The sequence below is a fragment of the Streptomyces sp. Y7 genome (genome assembly GCF_043195415.1).
In the GTDB taxonomy this organism is placed as follows: domain Bacteria; phylum Actinomycetota; class Actinomycetes; order Streptomycetales; family Streptomycetaceae; genus Streptomyces.
Window position 1 is genome coordinate 1,038,912 of sequence record NZ_JBIDDQ010000001.1, and the last position, 15,406, is coordinate 1,054,317.

Below are 15,406 nucleotides of genomic sequence, written 5' to 3' on the forward strand. Positions count from 1 at the left end.
TCGCGAGGGGCAAGTCACTGCTGGAATCCGAGCGACCTGATCCGCCTATCTGCATTTGAAAGCCGGTGGCACTGGTTGGGCCAGTGATGCACGGGCACTCGGGCCAAGGCCGGATGCACGGGCACTCGGGCCAAGGCCGATGGTCGACCCGGTCTCAGACATCCCCTGGAGGTCTCCGTGGCCGTTCGCCACCGTCCTGTCCACACGAGTCCGAATGCCGTGTGGGCCGTGCTCGCCGACGGCAGCCGGTATGCGGACCGGGTGGTGGGAACCTCTCGGTCCCGCCCGGTTCGCGGGCAGTGGCCACACCTGGATGCGGCGATCCGCCACGAAGTCCGTCTCGGCCCGATCCAGCTGGTCAACGAGACGGTTGTCCGCCACTGCGAGGAGGGCGTCCGTCTGGAGCTGGAGGCTCATGCCGGCGTTCTGGGCACGGCACGGATCGCCATCGAGCTGCGGCCGTGGGGCGAGCTGTGCTTGGTGATCGTCGACGAGCACCCCCTCCAGGGAGCGGGCGGCCGACTGCACAACGTCGGCTTCGAGGCGCTCATCCAACTGCGTCATCGAGCCATGCTCGCCCGGCTGTGCGAGAGCGAGGCGCACGAGGAGAAGCCCCCGGTCGTGGCGGCGATGCCGGGTGCGGACGGAGCCGGTCATGCCTGACGACGTCGTGATCGGTGCCGGCCCCAACGGCCTGGTGGCCGCCAACCTGCTGGCGGACTCGGGGTGGAGCGTAGAGGTGCTGGAGGAGCAGCCGGAGCCGGGAGGAGCAGTGCGCCACGACCGCGGCGTCGACCCCGCCTTCGTCAACGACCTCTTCAGCTCCTTCTACCCGCTCGCTGCCGCCTCGCCCGTCCTGGCCGCGCTGCGTCTGCAGGACCACGGCCTGCGGTGGAGTCACGCGCCCAGTGTGCTGGCGCATCCCCTCACCGACGGCAGCTGCGCCGTACTGAACCGGGACCTCGACACCACAGCCGCGTCTCTCGAAGCCTTCGCGCCGGGCGAGGAGACGCCTGGAGGCGACTGCACAACGTGTGGCAGCGCCTGCACCCCGACCTGCTGAACTCACTGTTCACCCCGTTCCCGCCCATCCGCTCGACAGCGCGGCTGGCGCTGCGGCTACGGGCCGCGGGCGGACTACGCATCGCACGCTCCCTCGTCCTGCCGGTGCGCCGCCTGGGCGAGGAGGAGTTCCAGGGCGACGGCGGGCGGCTGCTGCTGGCGGGCAACGCCCTGCACGCCGGCCTCGCCCCGGAGTCGGCGGGCAGCGGCGGCTTCGGCCGGCTGATGGCCATGCTGGGGCAGACGTACGGATTCCCCCTGCCCACGGGCGGGTCGGGCGCGCTGACCCAGGCCCTGATCCAGCGCCTTCGGGCACAGGGCGGGCGCGTGCGCTGCGAACAGCGCGTCGAGCGGATCGTGGTCCGCGGCGGGCGGGCCGTGGGGGTACGTACAGCGGCCGGCGACACCGTCCCGGCCCGCCGCGCAGTGCTGGCCGACGTGTCGGTGCCCGCCCTCTACGACGAACTTCTCGACCCCGAGCACGTGCCCGCGCAGCTCTTGGCCGACCTGCGACGCTTCCAGTGGGATTTCGCCACCTTCAAGGTGGACTGGGCACTCGACGGCCCGGTGCCCTGGCAGGCGGAGCAGGCTTCCCGGGCGGGCACCGTCCATCTCGCCGACGGCTTGGACGAGCTCACCCGATTCACCGCGCAGATCGCCATGCGCCAGGTCCCGGACCGCCCCTTCCTGCTGTTCGGCCAGATGACCACCTCCGACGCCACCCGCTCGCCGCTGGGCACGGAGTCCGCCTGGGCGTACACCCACGTCTCCCGCGATATCACCGGCGACGCCGCCGACGAGGGCATCAGCGGCCGGTGGGACACTCAGGACCAGGAACTCATGGCGGACCGTGTGGAACGCCAGGTGGAACGCTTCGCACCCGGCTTCCGCGCCCTGATCCGTGCCCGCCGCATCCTGGCGCCCCCCACCTTGGAGGCACTCGACGCCAATCTGTGCGGCGGCGCCATCAACGGGGGCACGACCGCGATCCACCAACAGCTCGTCTTCCGCCCCGTGCCCGGCACCGGGCGCCCCGAGACCCCGATACCAGGTCTCTTCCTGGCCTCCGCCGGTGCCCATCCGGGTGGCGGCGTGCACGGCGCCCCGGGAGCGAACGCCGCTCGTGCCGCGCTGCACCGCCGCCGGCCCCCCGGCCTCGCCCGCGCCCAACGGCTCCTGACGCACCGCGACCGCACCGGAACCCGGCGCTGACCGGGTCGTAGGCAAGGCAGGAGCCGATCATGCGCAGCAGCACTCCGCTCGCCGACCGTACGGTCGTCGTTACCGGCGCCGCACGTGGCGTCGGCGCGGCGCTGGCGCACGAAACCGCGCGACGCGGCGCACGGGTGGCGCTCGTCGGCCTCGAGAAGGCCGCGCTGGAGGCAGTGGCGGAGTCCTTGCCAACTCCGGCTCTGGCCATCGAGGTCGACGTCACCGCCCCGGCGCCCTGGACGCCGCGGCACGCGCAGTACGGGCCGGCCTCGGGCGTCCCTCGGCCGTGGTAGCGAACGCCGGCATCGCAGAGGGCGACCCGTTCTGGCCACGGACCCGGCGGCCTGGCGCCGCGTCATCGACGTCAATCTCACCGGCTCTGCCCACACGGCCCGTGCTTTCCTGCCGGACCTCTTCGACACGGCGGGGTACTTCCTCCAGATCGCGTCGTCGGCGTCGATCGGCGCCGCACCTCTGATGAGTTCCTACTGCGCCTCCAAGGCGGGTGCCGAGGCCTTTGCGCACGCCCTTCGGGCGGAAGTGGCGCACCGGGGGGTCGCTGTAGGAATCGCCTATCTCAACTGGACGGACACCGACATGATCCGCGACGCCGACCGGTTCGCCGTCCTGCGGGAGCTGCGGGCTCACATGCCCGGACCCGCCCGCCGCGTGTCCCAGGTGGAAACGGTCGCCACCCGCCTCGTGCGCGGACTGGAACACCGCCGTACGGCCGTGTACGCGCCGGCGTGGCTACGTCTCACCCTGCCTGGCTGACCACGCGGCGTCCACGCGCAGGCAGTGAAGCCTCCACAACCCTTCCGTGCTGCGCAAGAAGTGAGCGGGCGACCGCACGCAGACCCTTCTCGGACGTACCAGCACCGGCTCGATTCCTGCGGACCAGGCATCCGGTCCGTGCCATCCCTGCAGCGCATCGGCCGCAACCTCTCCCCCACCGCGTACGCCCGGCGCAGTGTAGGGCTCGTATCGAATTGAATGCCCAGACCAGGGTAGTCCGAATGTGGGCGGACATGGGCGGAAGGTAATGAACTGTGATGATGTCTCACACACTCAAAAAACGTGTCCTTGTCATCACGATGCATGACGACCCCGGCGTCGATGCGCGAGTGGCCCTGCTGACTGAGATCAGCGATCTCGTCCACGGACACAAGCCCGCTTCGGTAGTGATCATCCTCGCCCAGCCTTCGCCGACCCAGGCCGCCCTCAACGTGGTTCTCCACGCCCACCACTTGTGCAGCCGCCTCGACCTGGTGCTGTCCGTGGCTACGCACAGCGCCCCCGTACGGCGTCTCCTCGCAGCCGGTGCCGGCCCGGGAGGCATACGGCTGGTCATCCACGCCCGCGCCGATACGGCGATCGCGACTGCCACCGCGCTGACCACGGAGGCGTGAGAACAGCCGCCGTCAATGCCCTCGCAGTTTGAGCGCCGTCGGCGCGCTGATCGATATGGGCCTCTCGTGAGGATGAAATGAGCCGTAAGGGCTGTCTGACCAGCTGGGCTGCGGTTCGCCGTCCCATTGGGGCGCCGGTGATCACGAGAAAGGGACATTGCACTGGAGACCACGGAATGCGCCAGAGGCCACCTCTACAGCTTCCATCAGCTGACCGGCACCGCCGATTTCCAGCTGGATCAGGCAGTTGAGCTGCTGCCGAGCCGGTCACCCTCAGTGGGCAGACCGGGTGCGGTCGGAAATCCTGGGCCGAAACGTCATCCCGGGCCACTGGACCTTTCAGATCGTGGAGGCATACGACGCCACCTACCACCGGCCGTTCACGCTCCTGGAGCGTGAAGCCGTCGATCGACTGGCCCAGGGCCGCAGCCACCTGTACGAGGCCGAGATGAAAGAGACACGACGCACCGTCGGCCATCCCCACCACACCGCACGGCCTCCAGGCAGCGACGAATCCGACGAATGACCCCCCGCACCGCATCAACTGTCGGCCACCGGCCGCGGGCCATGGTGAGGGCGCGGCCGCCGCTGCCCTGTCGGGGAACCTCTGAATGCGGACTTCTCAGGCGTTGAGTGCTTGGTCGAGCGTTTCGTGGCAGCTGATAACGGTATCGAGGCCGACGAGCTGCAGGGCGCGCTTCGCCGCGCCGGTAGGTCCTGCCAGGCGCAGCCACCCGTCGGCTGTGCTGTGGGTGCGGTAGGCGCCGAGAAGGACGTTGATGCCGCTGGAGTCCATGAAGGTGACCTGGTGCATGTCGACGACCACGCGCGGCGGCAATGGACCGGAGGGTTCGAGGGCCTGCTGGAGCTCCTCGCAGGTGTCGTAGTCGATCGCCCCGGCCACTGTGACCACGCGGATACCGTCGCTCACGCTGGTCTTGACTGACAGCCGTCCCGGCTGCCCAGCCCGTTCGGTTCGTCCTTCTCGCCCGTCAGTCATGCGAGTGATCGTGGCACACCCGGCCGCTATCCCGTAGAGCCGAGCCACCGGTTTACTGGAGCGTCACGAGCAGAGAGTTATTGATGATTTCCGGGGTACGCGCGGAAGTCTGACACGGGGAATGAGGGCAACACCGCGATGGGATCAGACGCGGGAGGAAACGACACTGCGGGGAGCGGCTGTCGGGTGATGCAGACTGCCCTGGCCTTGGAAGGGGGCGGCACCAGCATCGCCGAGGCCCGTCACCGGGCCACGGAATTCCTCTCCCAGGCACAAGAGGACGGCCTTCCGGTCTCGCAGCAGGTTCTGGAGCTCACCCAGTTGGTGGTGAGCGAGCTGGTCACCAACGCCCGCAAATACGCTCCCGGCCCGGTGCTGATGGAGTTGCGGATCACCGCTCGAGCCGTGGACATCGTGGTGTGGGACAGCGATCCCACCATTCCCACTGCGCGGGCCGCGGATCCCGGCAGAATCGGGCAGCACGGCCTGGAGATCGTCCAGGCAGTCACCGAGAATTTGTCCGTCGCCCCCGAGCCGGTCGGCAAACGCGTCACCGCCCGCATCGCCCTGCAAGAGGAGACCGACTCCCCCGGGCGCAGCCCCCGGTAGAGACTCGCTCCGCTGCGCGACCTTGAGACCGGTGGTGGGTCCATCGGAAACTCAGTACTGCATGTTCAGTCCGGACCGGGTACTCGGGCGGTCTAGAGCGACTCGTTCGATGGAGGAGGCGCACATGACCAGCACCAGCGAGACCGGCGGCGCGACCGGTACACAGGACAAGGACTACAACCTTGTCTGGTACGTGGAAGCGTGCCTGAGTAACGCTCTACGCCTTGAGGGTTACATCCAGGACGCGGAGCGGACGAAGGACACCGAGGTGGCTGACCTATTCCGCAAGGCGCAGGCCGACAGCCGCAAGGGCGCAGAACTCGGCAAGACGTTGCTGCGCACGCGGCTCAACGACAGCTGACTCGCCCTCGGGTCTCGCGCTAGCGGGCCGCCGCATGCGGCGGCCCGCTTCCGTATCCCCCGGTCGCCGTGGTCAGTGGCGCCGTCTACCTCGGGGCTTGCTGGCGGTTTCGATGCTGACCCGTCTTGCGCACGGAGGTTCCATGGCTTCGGCAGTGACGTTCCCAGTCGAGGAATACGAGCGGCGCCGCGCCGAGGCCCTGGCTCTGCTGGCGGAGTCGCAGGTCACTGCCGCGATCGTCACGGCCCCGGAGGACGTGTACTACCTCAGCGGCCTGCACAACCAGGGGCACTTCGTCTTCACCGCACTGGTACTGGACACACGTTCGCGGACCGCGACGCTGGTGGCGCGAGAGATGGAGGCTGCGACGGCAGCGCAGCAAGCCGACGGCTGCGCGTTCGCCGGCTACCGGGACGGCCAGGATCCGTGCGACGTGCTGTACGAGGTGGTTCAGCCGCTGACGGGCGACGAGCGGCGGGTCGGCCATCAGCCTGATTCCCTGTCGTTGCCCGTGGCCGTATGGCGAGGCATGGACCGTCGTCTCAGCTCTCCGGTGTGGGTCGATTGCGCGGGGGTGCTGGCCGAGGCGCAGGCAATTCGCACCGACCTCGAGATCGCTTGCCTGCGCGAGGCCGGCAGGCTGTCCGACATCGGCGTCGAGGCCGGTATCGACGCCGCCGCGGGCGAGTGCTCGGGCGGGGAGGTCGTAGGTGCGATACAGGACGCGATGCTGTCGGCTGGAAGCGACCACCCGGGATTCGTGCCCCTCGTGCGGCCTGTCGAACAGAGCGAGGGCGGCGAACCCCTCCCGCCACGCCGCGATATCCCGTGCTCCCCGCATAACCGCACAGGACTGCGCCGCAGCCTTGCTCCGGTACATGCTCGGCCGCAGCGCCTGTGACGACCCGGGGCAGCCGTGTGGTTGCATGGCGGACTGGTGGGGCGTTGCGCGGGTACTCGGGGGCCCATGCGGCTGAGTGTGGTGGATGTGGGCTCGAATACGGTCCGGCTGGTGGTGGCGGACGCGGAGGACGGAGTGCCGCTGCCTGTGCATACGGCCAAGTGGAAGCTGAGGCTTTCCGAGCACGTCGCTCCCGATGGGCGCCTGTCCGAGGATTCTGTTGCGCGGTTGGTGGAGGCGGTTGCCGCAGCGGGCAGGACGGCCCAGCGGTGGGGTGCAGCCGGACCGTTGGCCTTTGCGACGGCGGTGGTCCGCAACGCCCCGAACCGGCGGGAGGTGCTGGATGCGGTCCGTTCCGGGACGGGTGTGCCCATCTGCACGATGCCGGGCGAGTTGGAGGCCGAGCTGACGTTTCTCGGTGCGCGACGTTGGCTGGGTTGGCGGGCGGGGCCACTGGCTCTGTTCGACATCGGCGGCGGTTCATTGGAGGTGGCCTTCGGGCTCGGCCGGCTGCCCGACTTCACGGCCTCGCTGCCACTCGGAGCGAACCGGCTGACCAGGCAGTTCTTCCACGAGGAGGGCCGGCCTAGCGCGCTGGCGGTCAAGGCCCTTCGTCGCAAGGTGCGCCACCAGTTGCGTGATGTCGCTGAGCGGGTCCGCTGGGAGGGTCCTCGTACGGCGGTGGCGACCTCGCGGACTTTCCAGCAGCTGGGGCGTCTGTGCGGGGCTGCCCCGGGCCGGGAGGGCCCATTCGTCTCCCGCCACCTGGCTCGCCGTGACCTCCGGAGCTGTATCGACACTCTCTCCGAGTTGTCTGCGCTCGAGCGTGCGGAGCTGCCGGGGATCTCCGCACCGCGGGCCGAGCAGAGCCTGGCGGGCGCGGTGGTCGGGCACACCGTCATGAAGCTCACCGGGATCAAGACCGCTGCCATCTCCCCGTGGGCGATCCGGGAAGGCGTGCTGCTGCGCTACATCGAGGACGGCGCCGGCTGGTGGTCTGAGATTGCGAAGCGTAGCGAGGCTCCTGTGCCGGTCGGCGGAGCGCCCCTGCGGATCGCGACCCCGCCGCACTGAACTCTCCCTGAGGGACCCGCAACGTGCTGCGGGAGCCGCCCGCAGGGTTATGAAAGGCCGCCTTGTTCGCAGACCAGGCGGGCGACCTCACGAAGCTTGATGTTGTTCTCCTGGGAATAGCGGCGCAGCACGTCGAAGGCTTGCTCTTCGGTGAGGTGACGGCTCCCCATCAGGATGCCCATCGCTTGGCCGATGAGGTGGCGGGTGGCGACAGCCTGCTCCATCTGGGCGTGGGTACGGGCGCTGGAGAAGGCGACCGCGGCGTGGGAGGCCAGCAGCCAGCCGGCCACTTCGCTGGCATCGGTGAAGGCGCCGGGCTTGTGGGAGTAGAGGTTGAGGGCGCCGAGGTCTTCGTCCTCGGTGAAGAGCAGGAAACCCATCATGCTGCCCACTCCGAGGGCGTGGGCCTGGGGAGCGTAGGCAGGCCAGCGCTGCTGCAATCCGGTGAGGTCGGCGATGCGGAAGACGCGTTCGCCTTGCGCGGTACGAGCGGCATCGAAGCAAGGTCCTTCGCCGAGGCGCTGTTGCAACTGGTCGCTGTCGATGACCATTTGGTGAGTGGGGGCCAGCGATTGCACCGTGCTGTCGTGCAGCACGAGGATTCCGGCCGCGTCGCAGCCTTCCACCAGTTCGGTGGCCGAAGCAGTGATCCGCTCCAGCGTGGCTGTCACCGAAGCCTGCGCCAGAAGGTCCCGTGCCATCGTGGCCATCTCCTGCGCGAACCGACCCCAGTCCACTTCGTCCTCCGTCACTCATCCGCCTGGACAAGTCTTGTACCCAGCTTTCCACGCGATCCGCGCGGTGAACTCGGTCGTCGACCCGACGGGTGGTGCGGCGGGCGCCTCGCCTACGCGGCACTCATCGTGTTGCGGACGCTGCCGGCGTTCCTACCGGCTGAAGGGTGCGTTCGTCCGCGTGTGTCAGCGTGTCGTTCGCGCCCGCCTGAGCGGTTGCGTCGTCCTATGCGGCTTGCATGAGTTCGGCACGGCCGAACAGTAGGGCGTACCCGCTGGGAAGTTGGTGGAGGATGCGGGTGATCAGGTCGGGGCCGGCGTAGGCGGCGACGGCGGAGAGGACGGATCCGGTGTCCCAGCGGGTGGTGGCCTGGGAGGCGCCGGTGCGGGCGGCGAGGTCCTTGACGAAGGCCCAGCCGGTCAGGGGCTGGGTGTCGGGGATCTGCGCGGTCAGCGCGCGTGCTGCTTCCAGGGGCAGGCAGCGTGCCAGGTCAACGTGTTCGTCGCCGGTCAGCTGTCGTCCCAGCCCGGCGAGAACCAGGCGGACGGCTTCGTCGGCTCTCTCACGGGTGGGGTAGGCGCCCTCGTAGCGGACCTTCTCCAGCATCTGCTCGTATGCCGTCCCGTACAGCTGCTGGGGCGATGCGTGCCGGTCGGAGCTCACTGGGGTGGTTGCCTTTCATGCTGTGGCCGGGTTTCGGGTACCGGCGTGCGGGCGGTGGCGTAGACCGAGGGCGTCCGAACAGCAGGTCGTGCGGACTGGCCGCGGGGGTGCGAGGGCGGGTACGGGGGCTCCGGCGCCCGCCCTCCGCTGGGTCAGGCCGGTGTCAGCCGGAGATCTCCTTGCGGCGGGATCCGACGCCGATAAAGATCTTGCGGGGTTTGGCGCGCTCGGCGATCGGGATACGCAGGGTGAGCACGCCGGCGTCGTAATCGGCCTGGATGTGCTCGGTGTCGAGGGTGTCGGCGAGCACGATCTGGCGGGAGAAGGCCCCCAGCGGCCGCTCGGACAGCTCCATCTGCACGTCGTCGGCCTTCGCCGCCGGCCGGCGCTCGGCCTTGACGGTGAGCATGTTCCGCTCGACGTCGATGTCGATCGCGTCGGCGGTGACGCCGGGGATGTCGAAGGCCACCACGTACGCGTCGCCCTCGCGTTAGGCATCCATCGGCATCGCCGACGGCTTCGACCAGGTGCCCGGGCGCGTCAGCTGTTGCGCCAGCCGGTCCAGCTCACGGAAGGGGTCAGTGCGCATCAACATCGTGAAAATACCTCCAGCGGGTCCAGGCAGTCACTGCCAATGCGCCCCACTGACACGGTTGTAACATGTCATCCAATGGATGACAAACACGATGTCGTCTACATGATGACGATCTCAGGGGGCGCCCGTGACCGCAGCCGACCAGCCGCCCACGTCCCATGCGAACGCCCACAGCCCGGACTCATTTCTCGCCGCCGAAGCGGCCCTCACCGCCATTGACGACGCCCTGCGTGACGCCCAGCGGGGGTCCCCGGATACTCCACAGGCGCCCGGTCCCGGGGCGGAGCAGGCGCTGGCCTCGCTGTTGCTGCTGCGGCACGTGCGCGAGCAGCTCGCCGGATGGGAGACGGGACTGATCGAAACCGCCCGCGACGCCGGAGCCAGCTGGGCCGACCTCGCTCACCCCCTCGGCGTCGCCAGTCGCCAGGCCGCCGAACGCCGCTACCTGCGCGGCCGCCCCGGAAACCCCGGCTCCACAGGCGAACAGCGGGTGCAGGCCACCCGCGACCGCCGCGCCGCCGACCGCAGCGTCACTGCCTGGGCCCGCGCCAACGCCGGCGACCTGCGCCGGCTCGCCGGACAGATCACCACCCTCACCGACCTCTCCGTACGCGCTCCGCTCGCCGAGCTCACCGCCGCCCTCGCCGACAACGACCCGGCCGCCCTCCTCGCACCCCTGGCGGACACGCAGCCGTATCTGGCATCCGGCCACCCCGACATCGCCGCGCGCGTCGAGGACCTGACCTGCCACACCGACCAACTCCGCTGGCACAGCGGAAATGAGCGCGGCAACCGGACCTGACGACCGGCTATTGCCCCTGGGTCGGGTTCAGGAGGCTCGGCTGCCGGTGTCGGCCGGGAGGCGGATGGCAAGAAGGGCGACGTCGTCGTCGTTGTCGTGGGGCCGGGAGCGTTGCAGCAGTTGGTCGGCGAAGGCATCCAGGTCGCGGTGGGCCAGAGAGGCGGCGTGCCGGCGCAGGTTCTCCATGCCCACGTCCAGCGGCTGTCTGCGGGATTCGATCAGGCCGTCCGTGTAGAAGACGAGTGTCGAGGCCGCGGGGAGGGTGATGCATGCCTCGGAACGCGGGTGGGACGAGGCCATGCCGAGCAGGAGTCCGTTGGCCTCGGAGAGATAGCGGGTCAGTCCGTCACGACCGACGAGCAGCGGCGGCGGGTGACCGGCGCTGCTCCACCGCAGCTGCCAGGCGCCGGCCGCGTCGATCGCCAGCCGGGCCAGAATCATTGTCGCCATGCGGACATCGGTGATCTGCGTCATCGCTTCGTTCAGATGCTGGACGACGCCGTGCGTCGGCTGGTCCTGCGACCAGGTGAACGCGCGGATCATGTTGCGCAACTGCGCCATGCCGGCCGCCGCTTCGAGGTCGTGACCGACGACGTCACCGATGACCAGCGCGGTGTCCCCACCGGGGAGGTGGAACGCGTCGTACCAGTCGCCGCCGACGTAGGAGGCATCCGGGGCGGAGAGGTAGCGGGCTGTCATGCCGACACCCGGCAGATGAGGCAGCTGGGGCAGCAGATAGCGCTGCATGGTCTCGGCGACCTGGCGCTGGCGCTGGTAGTGGCGGGCGTTCTCCAGCGCGAGGCCGATTCGCCGGGCGATGTCCTCCAGCAGAGCCAGGTCGTGCATGGTGAAGGCCTCGCTGGCGTCGGAGCGGCCGAGCGTGAGCGCACCCAGCACCTCCCACGGCCCCCGGATGGGGGCGATGGCCGCGGTCTTGATCCCCGTCACCTGGAACAGCTTGCGCTGCTCGACGGCGATGCCGCTGTCCGGTTCTCCTTCGTAGGTCTGCGGGCCGGCGAGGTTGGAGGCCATTCCTCGCAGAGCTCTGGACAGCGGCATTAGGGAGGCGTCGGAGACCGGCGGCATAGGGCCCTGGAGGTCCTCGCGCGCGGTCAGGCCCTCGGCATCGGCGCGGACCACCCGGTACCGTGACACATCGCCACTCTCCGTGATCAGGTCGATGACAGCCCACTCCGCGAGACGAGGCAGCACCAGAGCGACCACTCGGTTCAGCGCCTCGTCCACGTCGTTGTTGGAGATGAGCTGCGCGGTGGTGTCGGCGAGCAGCGCCAGCCGTTCCAGCTCCGACAGGGCTCGGGCGGGCGCGACCGGGGGCGAAACGGGCCGCACTCCAGGTTCGATGGTGGTGTCGGTCATGACCGCTCCTTGTCGAGCCGTGCCACGCGGCGCAGAACGGAGCAGCCAAAGCCCGGCGGCACGCTCACCCGCGGTGAGCGGACAACGTTCGCGGGCGGGTGACGGCGAACGCCCGGTCCCTGCGGTGCCGGGCGATGTGCTGCGGTCGGTGCTTGACGATGTGAGGAACTACCTGGTGATGGCTGCTGTTTCCCCAACAACCGACCGAGCGGCCACGAAAGGCCACAGCGCCATTTGTAGCACACACGTTCTCGTGCAACGCCGGGTCGCGCCTCTGCGTGACTCCCGTGCCACAGGGCTCGGACCGTGACTGCTTCCGGTCCGCCCAGGCGTACTCGGAGGTGAAGTCGATCGCCTTGACCCGCGCCAGAGGTTCACGCTGGGGGAACGGCGCGTCCCTCGCGCGGGAGTGACCGCCGCAGTGGACCGGCCCTTGGCAGCGGCCCATTCCACATTGGCACGCTGGCGCCCGTTGGGACCGGCTCGATCCGGCGTACTTTCCCTGGGCCTGAGCGGGCCGGGTTGTAGACACCAGGCGTTCGGGTTGCCTCCGCCCGGACTGTGTGGGCGGCTATCCGGATTCGGGTGCGGTGCTGCCAGGACTGTTGCAGGTGCTCCCGCCGCCGGGTCTCGGGCGTGACCGGATCCGGCACATGCGTCAGCAATTCCATTTCTCCCACCGGTTCCGCGGCACTCGGTAACCGGTGAGCGTGCACCCGCCTGCGGTGGCCGCCACGGTCAGATCGGGACTCCCGGCGACGGGGCGGAACAGAGAGCGGCCGATGACGACGATCGGTGTGGAAGAGGAGTACCTGTTGCTCGACCCGGCCACGGGCCTGCCCGTACCGCTGGCCGGCAAAGTGCGCGCGGCGGCCGGCCTGACGCCCTTCGCGACGGGCCAGGAGGTACAGAGGGAACTGCTTCAGGCCCAGGTCGAGGTGGCTACCCCGGTGTGCGACACGCTGGAGGAGGTCGGCAGCCATCTGCTGCGGCTGCGGCATGCCGTCTGGACGGCGGCCGAACAGCACGGGTGCCGGCCGGCGCCCTGCGGGACGTCCCCGCGGCGTCACGACCGCCCCGAGGCCGTGACCGACGAGGCCCGCTACCGGGCCATGCACTCACAGGCGCCACAACTGGTTGCCGAGCAGTTGGTCAACGGCATGCACGTCCATGTCGCCGTACCCAGCCGCGAAGAGGGCATCCAGATCATGAACCGGCTCCTGGTCTGGCTGCCGACGCTGACGGCCATGTCGGCGAACTCGCCTCTGTGGGACGGTCACGACACCGGTTTCGCCAGCTGGCGCACGGTGGTCTTCAGCCGCTGGCCGGTCAGCGGCATGCCCCCGTATTTCCAGGACGTGGCCGACTACGACCGACGAGTCCAGCGGCTCTTGAAGAGCGGGCTGATCGCGGACATCGGGCAGCTGTACTGGGTGATCCGCCTGTCCGCCCGATACCCCACGGTCGAAGTGCGGTGCCTGGACGTACAGTTGCGCGTCGACGACGCGGTGATGCTCGCAGGTCTCGTGAGGGCCCTCGTCACCACGGAGCTCGAAGCGGTCTCGGCCGGTGCCCCAGCGCCCGAATGGCACCCCGAGCTGCTGCGGGCCGGCCTGTGGCATGCCGCCCGGCACGGTCTCAACGACACTCTCGTCGACTTGGAGCGCAACACCCGCCCGGCGGAGGAAGCGCTCTTCGAACTCCTTCGGCATGTCACCCCCGCGCTCGACGCGGCCGGCGACACCCGGCAGGTGACTGCCGGGTGTCGCCGGCTCCTCCAGGAGGGAACCGGCGCGGCCCGGCAGCGCGCGGCGCTGGCCGCGGGCGGCCTCCCGGCAGTGACCGACCTCATCGCCGGTTAGACCGACCGAGCCGCGTCGAGGGCGGACAGCGCTGCCGGGCACCGTCCCCGGTGATGTGGACATGGCCGCCTGGCAGTCCGCCGCACACTCGCCGGGAGAATTTTCCATATCGGTACATACCACCCACCACAGAGGGCACTCGGCGGCGAGGGGCAAGCAAAGGGCGGATGCCTACATCTGCACCGCCTCTCTTCGAAGGCAGGTCATCCCATGACGAAGAAGCCAGACGCATCAGAGCCGGCCCAGGGTCAGGGCCCAAGCCGTCAGGGGGGCACCGGTCAGCACGGCTGGGCCACCGACGTGGACGAGACCCGTCAGCAGGACAATCCGAGTGCCGAGCGCTCCTTCCGCACCGCCGAGTACGGCGGCGGAAAGGGCCCGGGGAGGACGAAGTCCAAGGAGGAGACGAAGTCCGTGCCGGGTGACACGGTCAAGAGCAGCAGCAAGCGGGGCGAGGAGCACGCCGGTGGGGACGAGAAAGGCAGGCGGGACACGGGGCGCCGGGGCCGTTCTCAGCGCCCGAGCGGCACCAAGGACGCCTCCGCGGTGACCGGCGTCGACCCTCAGGACCCACCATCCCGACGCCGCCCGCGATAAATCCCGCTGAGGCCCGTCATCGTCGCGCATCATCCACCGCACTGTCATCCGGCCTCGATCCGCTCCGGCTCCGCCCAGAAGCCTCCTAACCGCCGGTCGTGCCGTCGAGCATCTCGCGCAGGATGTCCAGGTGGCCGTTGTGGCGGGCCGTCTCCTCGGTGACGTGGAGGAGGATCCAGCGCAAGTCGACGTGGAGGCCGTTGCGGACGGCTCGCCCGGCATGCTTGTTCAGGTCGTTCCCGGCGACCAGTTCGCGGTAGCGGGCGCTCTGTTCAGCGTATTCGTCAAGAAGCTGCGGGAGCGGGAAATCGACGGCGATACGCATCTCGCGGTCAGGGTCCTCGTCGGTCCAGGGGCCCCGGTCCTCCTCGGCCAGGAAGACCACTTGGAACCAGTAGTACTCCACCCAGCGGAGATGGTTGATCACTCCGCACATGGTCATCAGCGGTGAGCCCGGCAGGAGCGCCTTGCGCGCGTTCTCGGCCGAGACGCCGGCGCACTTGGCGCGGGCGGTGTCACGTGCGTAGTCGAGAAACGTGGTGAGCTGGCTGCGCTCGTCCCACGCGGGCGGCGTGTCATCGATTCTGGTCATCGCGCGAAGCGTCCCCGATCACCGCGACCGATGTCGAGGGTTTACCGCCGGGTGCAACCTGCTCCCCCAGCTCCTCATCCAGCAGGTCGCTACAGCGATTCCGCGCCGCAGGGCCTCCCGGCAGGCTCTGCCCGGACAGGCTTCAGGCGAGCGGTGTGTCGTCCGCTGCCTTCGCGAGGTCGCCGGGGGTGTCGTAGATGGCGATGGCGCCGGCTTCTTGCAGTCCGTCGTCGCCGAAGCCGCCGGAACGGACGGCGATCGCCGGCATCCCGGCCCTCTTCGCCGCCTCGACGTCTCAGACCGAGTCGCCGACCATCACACTCGACGCGTCGGTCGGAGCACCCAGTTTCTTCAGTGCCACGTGCAGCAGATCGGGTGCCGGCTTGGAGGACTCGACATCGGCGCTGCTGGTCCAGTCGTCGGCGATGCCCCGAGCCTCCAGCTTGTCCAGGAAAGCGTCGACGTGACGCTGCTTGCCGGAGCTGGCCAGCACCAGTCGGTGACCGCGTTCCTTCAATGACGGATTTGGTTACGCCCACCGGCTACCCACCCACC

16 protein-coding genes and 4 pseudogenes are annotated in these 15,406 nt (G+C 69.3%); 12 read left to right on the top strand and 8 right to left on the bottom strand.

Features of this window, described 5'->3' with window-relative positions; translation table 11 throughout:
* The first annotated feature begins 177 nt into the window (after positions 1–177).
* The 5 genes and pseudogenes from ACGFW6_RS04445 to ACGFW6_RS04465 all read left to right on the top strand — a co-directional run.
* The gene (locus tag ACGFW6_RS04445; protein ID WP_393504525.1) at positions 178–663 is read left to right on the top strand and encodes an SRPBCC family protein; all 486 of its coding nucleotides are present in this window, start codon (positions 178–180) and stop codon (positions 661–663) included.
* Positions 656–2,274: pseudogene (locus ACGFW6_RS04450) on the top strand (phytoene desaturase family protein). Before ACGFW6_RS04445 ends, ACGFW6_RS04450 begins: the two are co-directional and overlap by 8 nt.
* 29 nt (positions 2,275–2,303) lie before the next feature.
* A pseudogene (locus tag ACGFW6_RS04455) lies at positions 2,304–3,042 on the top strand (SDR family oxidoreductase); the annotation flags it as partial.
* Positions 3,043–3,398: 356 nt separating this feature from the next.
* A complete protein-coding gene (locus ACGFW6_RS04460; protein ID WP_393504526.1) occupies positions 3,399–3,683 on the top strand; it encodes a hypothetical protein in 285 nt (94 codons plus the stop codon).
* Positions 3,684–3,842: 159 nt separating this feature from the next.
* Positions 3,843–4,209, top strand: a pseudogene (locus tag ACGFW6_RS04465) (hypothetical protein); the annotation flags it as partial.
* A 96-nt stretch (positions 4,210–4,305) separates the two neighbouring features.
* Here the strand turns inward: ACGFW6_RS04465 and ACGFW6_RS04470 are convergent.
* A complete protein-coding gene (locus tag ACGFW6_RS04470) occupies positions 4,306–4,683 on the bottom strand; it encodes an STAS domain-containing protein (RefSeq protein WP_393504528.1) in 378 nt (125 codons plus the stop codon).
* 138 nt (positions 4,684–4,821) lie between these two features.
* Here ACGFW6_RS04470 and ACGFW6_RS04475 point away from each other — a divergent pair, with 138 nt between their 5' ends.
* The 4 genes from ACGFW6_RS04475 to ACGFW6_RS04490 all read left to right on the top strand — a co-directional run bounded on the left by ACGFW6_RS04475 (position 4,822) and on the right by ACGFW6_RS04490 (position 7,628).
* Positions 4,822–5,292 (top strand): ATP-binding protein, encoded by a 471-nt coding sequence (locus ACGFW6_RS04475; RefSeq protein ID WP_393504530.1) that lies wholly within the window; start codon positions 4,822–4,824, stop codon positions 5,290–5,292.
* A gap of 124 nt (positions 5,293–5,416) precedes the next feature.
* Positions 5,417–5,653: a hypothetical protein gene (locus ACGFW6_RS04480; RefSeq protein WP_126897549.1), complete on the top strand. Its 237-nt coding sequence runs from the start codon at positions 5,417–5,419 to the stop codon at positions 5,651–5,653.
* A 142-nt stretch (positions 5,654–5,795) separates the two neighbouring features.
* Complete coding sequence (locus tag ACGFW6_RS04485) at positions 5,796–6,554, top strand: aminopeptidase P family N-terminal domain-containing protein (RefSeq protein ID WP_393504532.1); 759 nt, start codon at positions 5,796–5,798, stop codon at positions 6,552–6,554.
* Positions 6,555–6,620: 66 nt separating this feature from the next.
* Positions 6,621–7,628 carry a Ppx/GppA family phosphatase gene (locus tag ACGFW6_RS04490; RefSeq protein ID WP_393504534.1) on the top strand — a complete coding sequence of 336 codons (1,008 nt, stop codon included), beginning with the start codon at positions 6,621–6,623 and terminating at the stop codon, positions 7,626–7,628.
* Positions 7,629–7,675: 47 nt separating this feature from the next.
* Here ACGFW6_RS04490 and ACGFW6_RS04495 read toward each other — a convergent pair whose 3' ends face one another.
* From ACGFW6_RS04495 to ACGFW6_RS04505, 3 genes and pseudogenes are all read right to left on the bottom strand, one after another.
* The gene (locus ACGFW6_RS04495; protein WP_393505093.1) at positions 7,676–8,338 is read right to left on the bottom strand and encodes a GAF and ANTAR domain-containing protein; all 663 of its coding nucleotides are present in this window, start codon (positions 8,336–8,338) and stop codon (positions 7,676–7,678) included.
* A gap of 250 nt (positions 8,339–8,588) precedes the next feature.
* Positions 8,589–9,026 (bottom strand): DUF2267 domain-containing protein, encoded by a 438-nt coding sequence (locus ACGFW6_RS04500; protein WP_393504536.1) that lies wholly within the window; start codon positions 9,024–9,026, stop codon positions 8,589–8,591.
* A 163-nt stretch (positions 9,027–9,189) separates the two neighbouring features.
* Positions 9,190–9,621 (bottom strand): annotated as a pseudogene (locus ACGFW6_RS04505) (Hsp20/alpha crystallin family protein).
* Positions 9,622–9,748: 127 nt separating this feature from the next.
* Between ACGFW6_RS04505 and ACGFW6_RS04510 the strand changes: the two are divergent.
* The gene (locus ACGFW6_RS04510) at positions 9,749–10,423 is read left to right on the top strand and encodes a type III effector protein (RefSeq protein WP_393504538.1); all 675 of its coding nucleotides are present in this window, start codon (positions 9,749–9,751) and stop codon (positions 10,421–10,423) included.
* 27 nt (positions 10,424–10,450) lie between these two features.
* On the opposite strand, the gene ACGFW6_RS04515 is transcribed toward ACGFW6_RS04510, so the two are convergent.
* Positions 10,451–11,800, bottom strand: a complete 1,350-nt coding sequence (locus tag ACGFW6_RS04515) for a PP2C family protein-serine/threonine phosphatase (protein ID WP_393504540.1) — start codon at positions 11,798–11,800, stop codon at positions 10,451–10,453.
* 782 nt (positions 11,801–12,582) lie between these two features.
* On the opposite strand from ACGFW6_RS04515, the gene ACGFW6_RS04520 reads away from it, so the two are divergent.
* Both ACGFW6_RS04520 and ACGFW6_RS04525 read left to right on the top strand, forming a co-directional pair.
* Positions 12,583–13,662 carry a glutamate--cysteine ligase gene (locus tag ACGFW6_RS04520; RefSeq protein ID WP_393504542.1) on the top strand — a complete coding sequence of 360 codons (1,080 nt, stop codon included), beginning with the start codon at positions 12,583–12,585 and terminating at the stop codon, positions 13,660–13,662.
* Positions 13,663–13,872: 210 nt separating this feature from the next.
* Complete coding sequence (locus ACGFW6_RS04525) at positions 13,873–14,259, top strand: hypothetical protein (protein ID WP_393504543.1); 387 nt, start codon at positions 13,873–13,875, stop codon at positions 14,257–14,259.
* 85 nt (positions 14,260–14,344) lie between these two features.
* On the opposite strand, the gene ACGFW6_RS04530 is transcribed toward ACGFW6_RS04525, so the two are convergent.
* The 3 genes from ACGFW6_RS04530 to ACGFW6_RS04540 all read right to left on the bottom strand — a co-directional run bounded on the left by ACGFW6_RS04530 (position 14,345) and on the right by ACGFW6_RS04540 (position 15,368).
* The gene (locus tag ACGFW6_RS04530) at positions 14,345–14,851 is read right to left on the bottom strand and encodes a DinB family protein (protein WP_393504545.1); all 507 of its coding nucleotides are present in this window, start codon (positions 14,849–14,851) and stop codon (positions 14,345–14,347) included.
* Positions 14,852–14,993: 142 nt separating this feature from the next.
* Positions 14,994–15,119, bottom strand: a complete 126-nt coding sequence (locus ACGFW6_RS04535) for a hypothetical protein (RefSeq protein ID WP_393504547.1) — start codon at positions 15,117–15,119, stop codon at positions 14,994–14,996.
* A 27-nt stretch (positions 15,120–15,146) separates the two neighbouring features.
* Positions 15,147–15,368 (bottom strand): HAD family hydrolase, encoded by a 222-nt coding sequence (locus ACGFW6_RS04540; RefSeq protein ID WP_393504549.1) that lies wholly within the window; start codon positions 15,366–15,368, stop codon positions 15,147–15,149.
* Between the last annotated feature and the right edge of the window lie 38 nt (positions 15,369–15,406).

Bases quoted from the DNA above. Each gene is read 5' to 3' on its own strand.
- ACGFW6_RS04470 (WP_393504528.1), bottom strand. From the start codon at position 4,683: ATGACTGACGGGCGAGAAGGACGAACCGAACGGGCTGGGCAGCCGGGA.
- ACGFW6_RS04475 (WP_393504530.1), top strand. From the start codon at position 4,822: ATGGGATCAGACGCGGGAGGAAACGACACTGCGGGGAGCGGCTGTCGG.
- ACGFW6_RS04480 (WP_126897549.1), top strand. From the start codon at position 5,417: ATGACCAGCACCAGCGAGACCGGCGGCGCGACCGGTACACAGGACAAG.
- ACGFW6_RS04485 (WP_393504532.1), top strand. From the start codon at position 5,796: ATGGCTTCGGCAGTGACGTTCCCAGTCGAGGAATACGAGCGGCGCCGC.
- ACGFW6_RS04490 (WP_393504534.1), top strand. From the start codon at position 6,621: ATGCGGCTGAGTGTGGTGGATGTGGGCTCGAATACGGTCCGGCTGGTG.
- ACGFW6_RS04495 (WP_393505093.1), bottom strand. From the start codon at position 8,338: ATGGCCACGATGGCACGGGACCTTCTGGCGCAGGCTTCGGTGACAGCC.
- ACGFW6_RS04515 (WP_393504540.1), bottom strand. From the start codon at position 11,800: ATGACCGACACCACCATCGAACCTGGAGTGCGGCCCGTTTCGCCCCCG.
- ACGFW6_RS04520 (WP_393504542.1), top strand. From the start codon at position 12,583: ATGACGACGATCGGTGTGGAAGAGGAGTACCTGTTGCTCGACCCGGCC.
- ACGFW6_RS04525 (WP_393504543.1), top strand. From the start codon at position 13,873: ATGACGAAGAAGCCAGACGCATCAGAGCCGGCCCAGGGTCAGGGCCCA.
- ACGFW6_RS04530 (WP_393504545.1), bottom strand. From the start codon at position 14,851: ATGACCAGAATCGATGACACGCCGCCCGCGTGGGACGAGCGCAGCCAG.
- ACGFW6_RS04535 (WP_393504547.1), bottom strand. From the start codon at position 15,119: ATGCCGGCGATCGCCGTCCGTTCCGGCGGCTTCGGCGACGACGGACTG.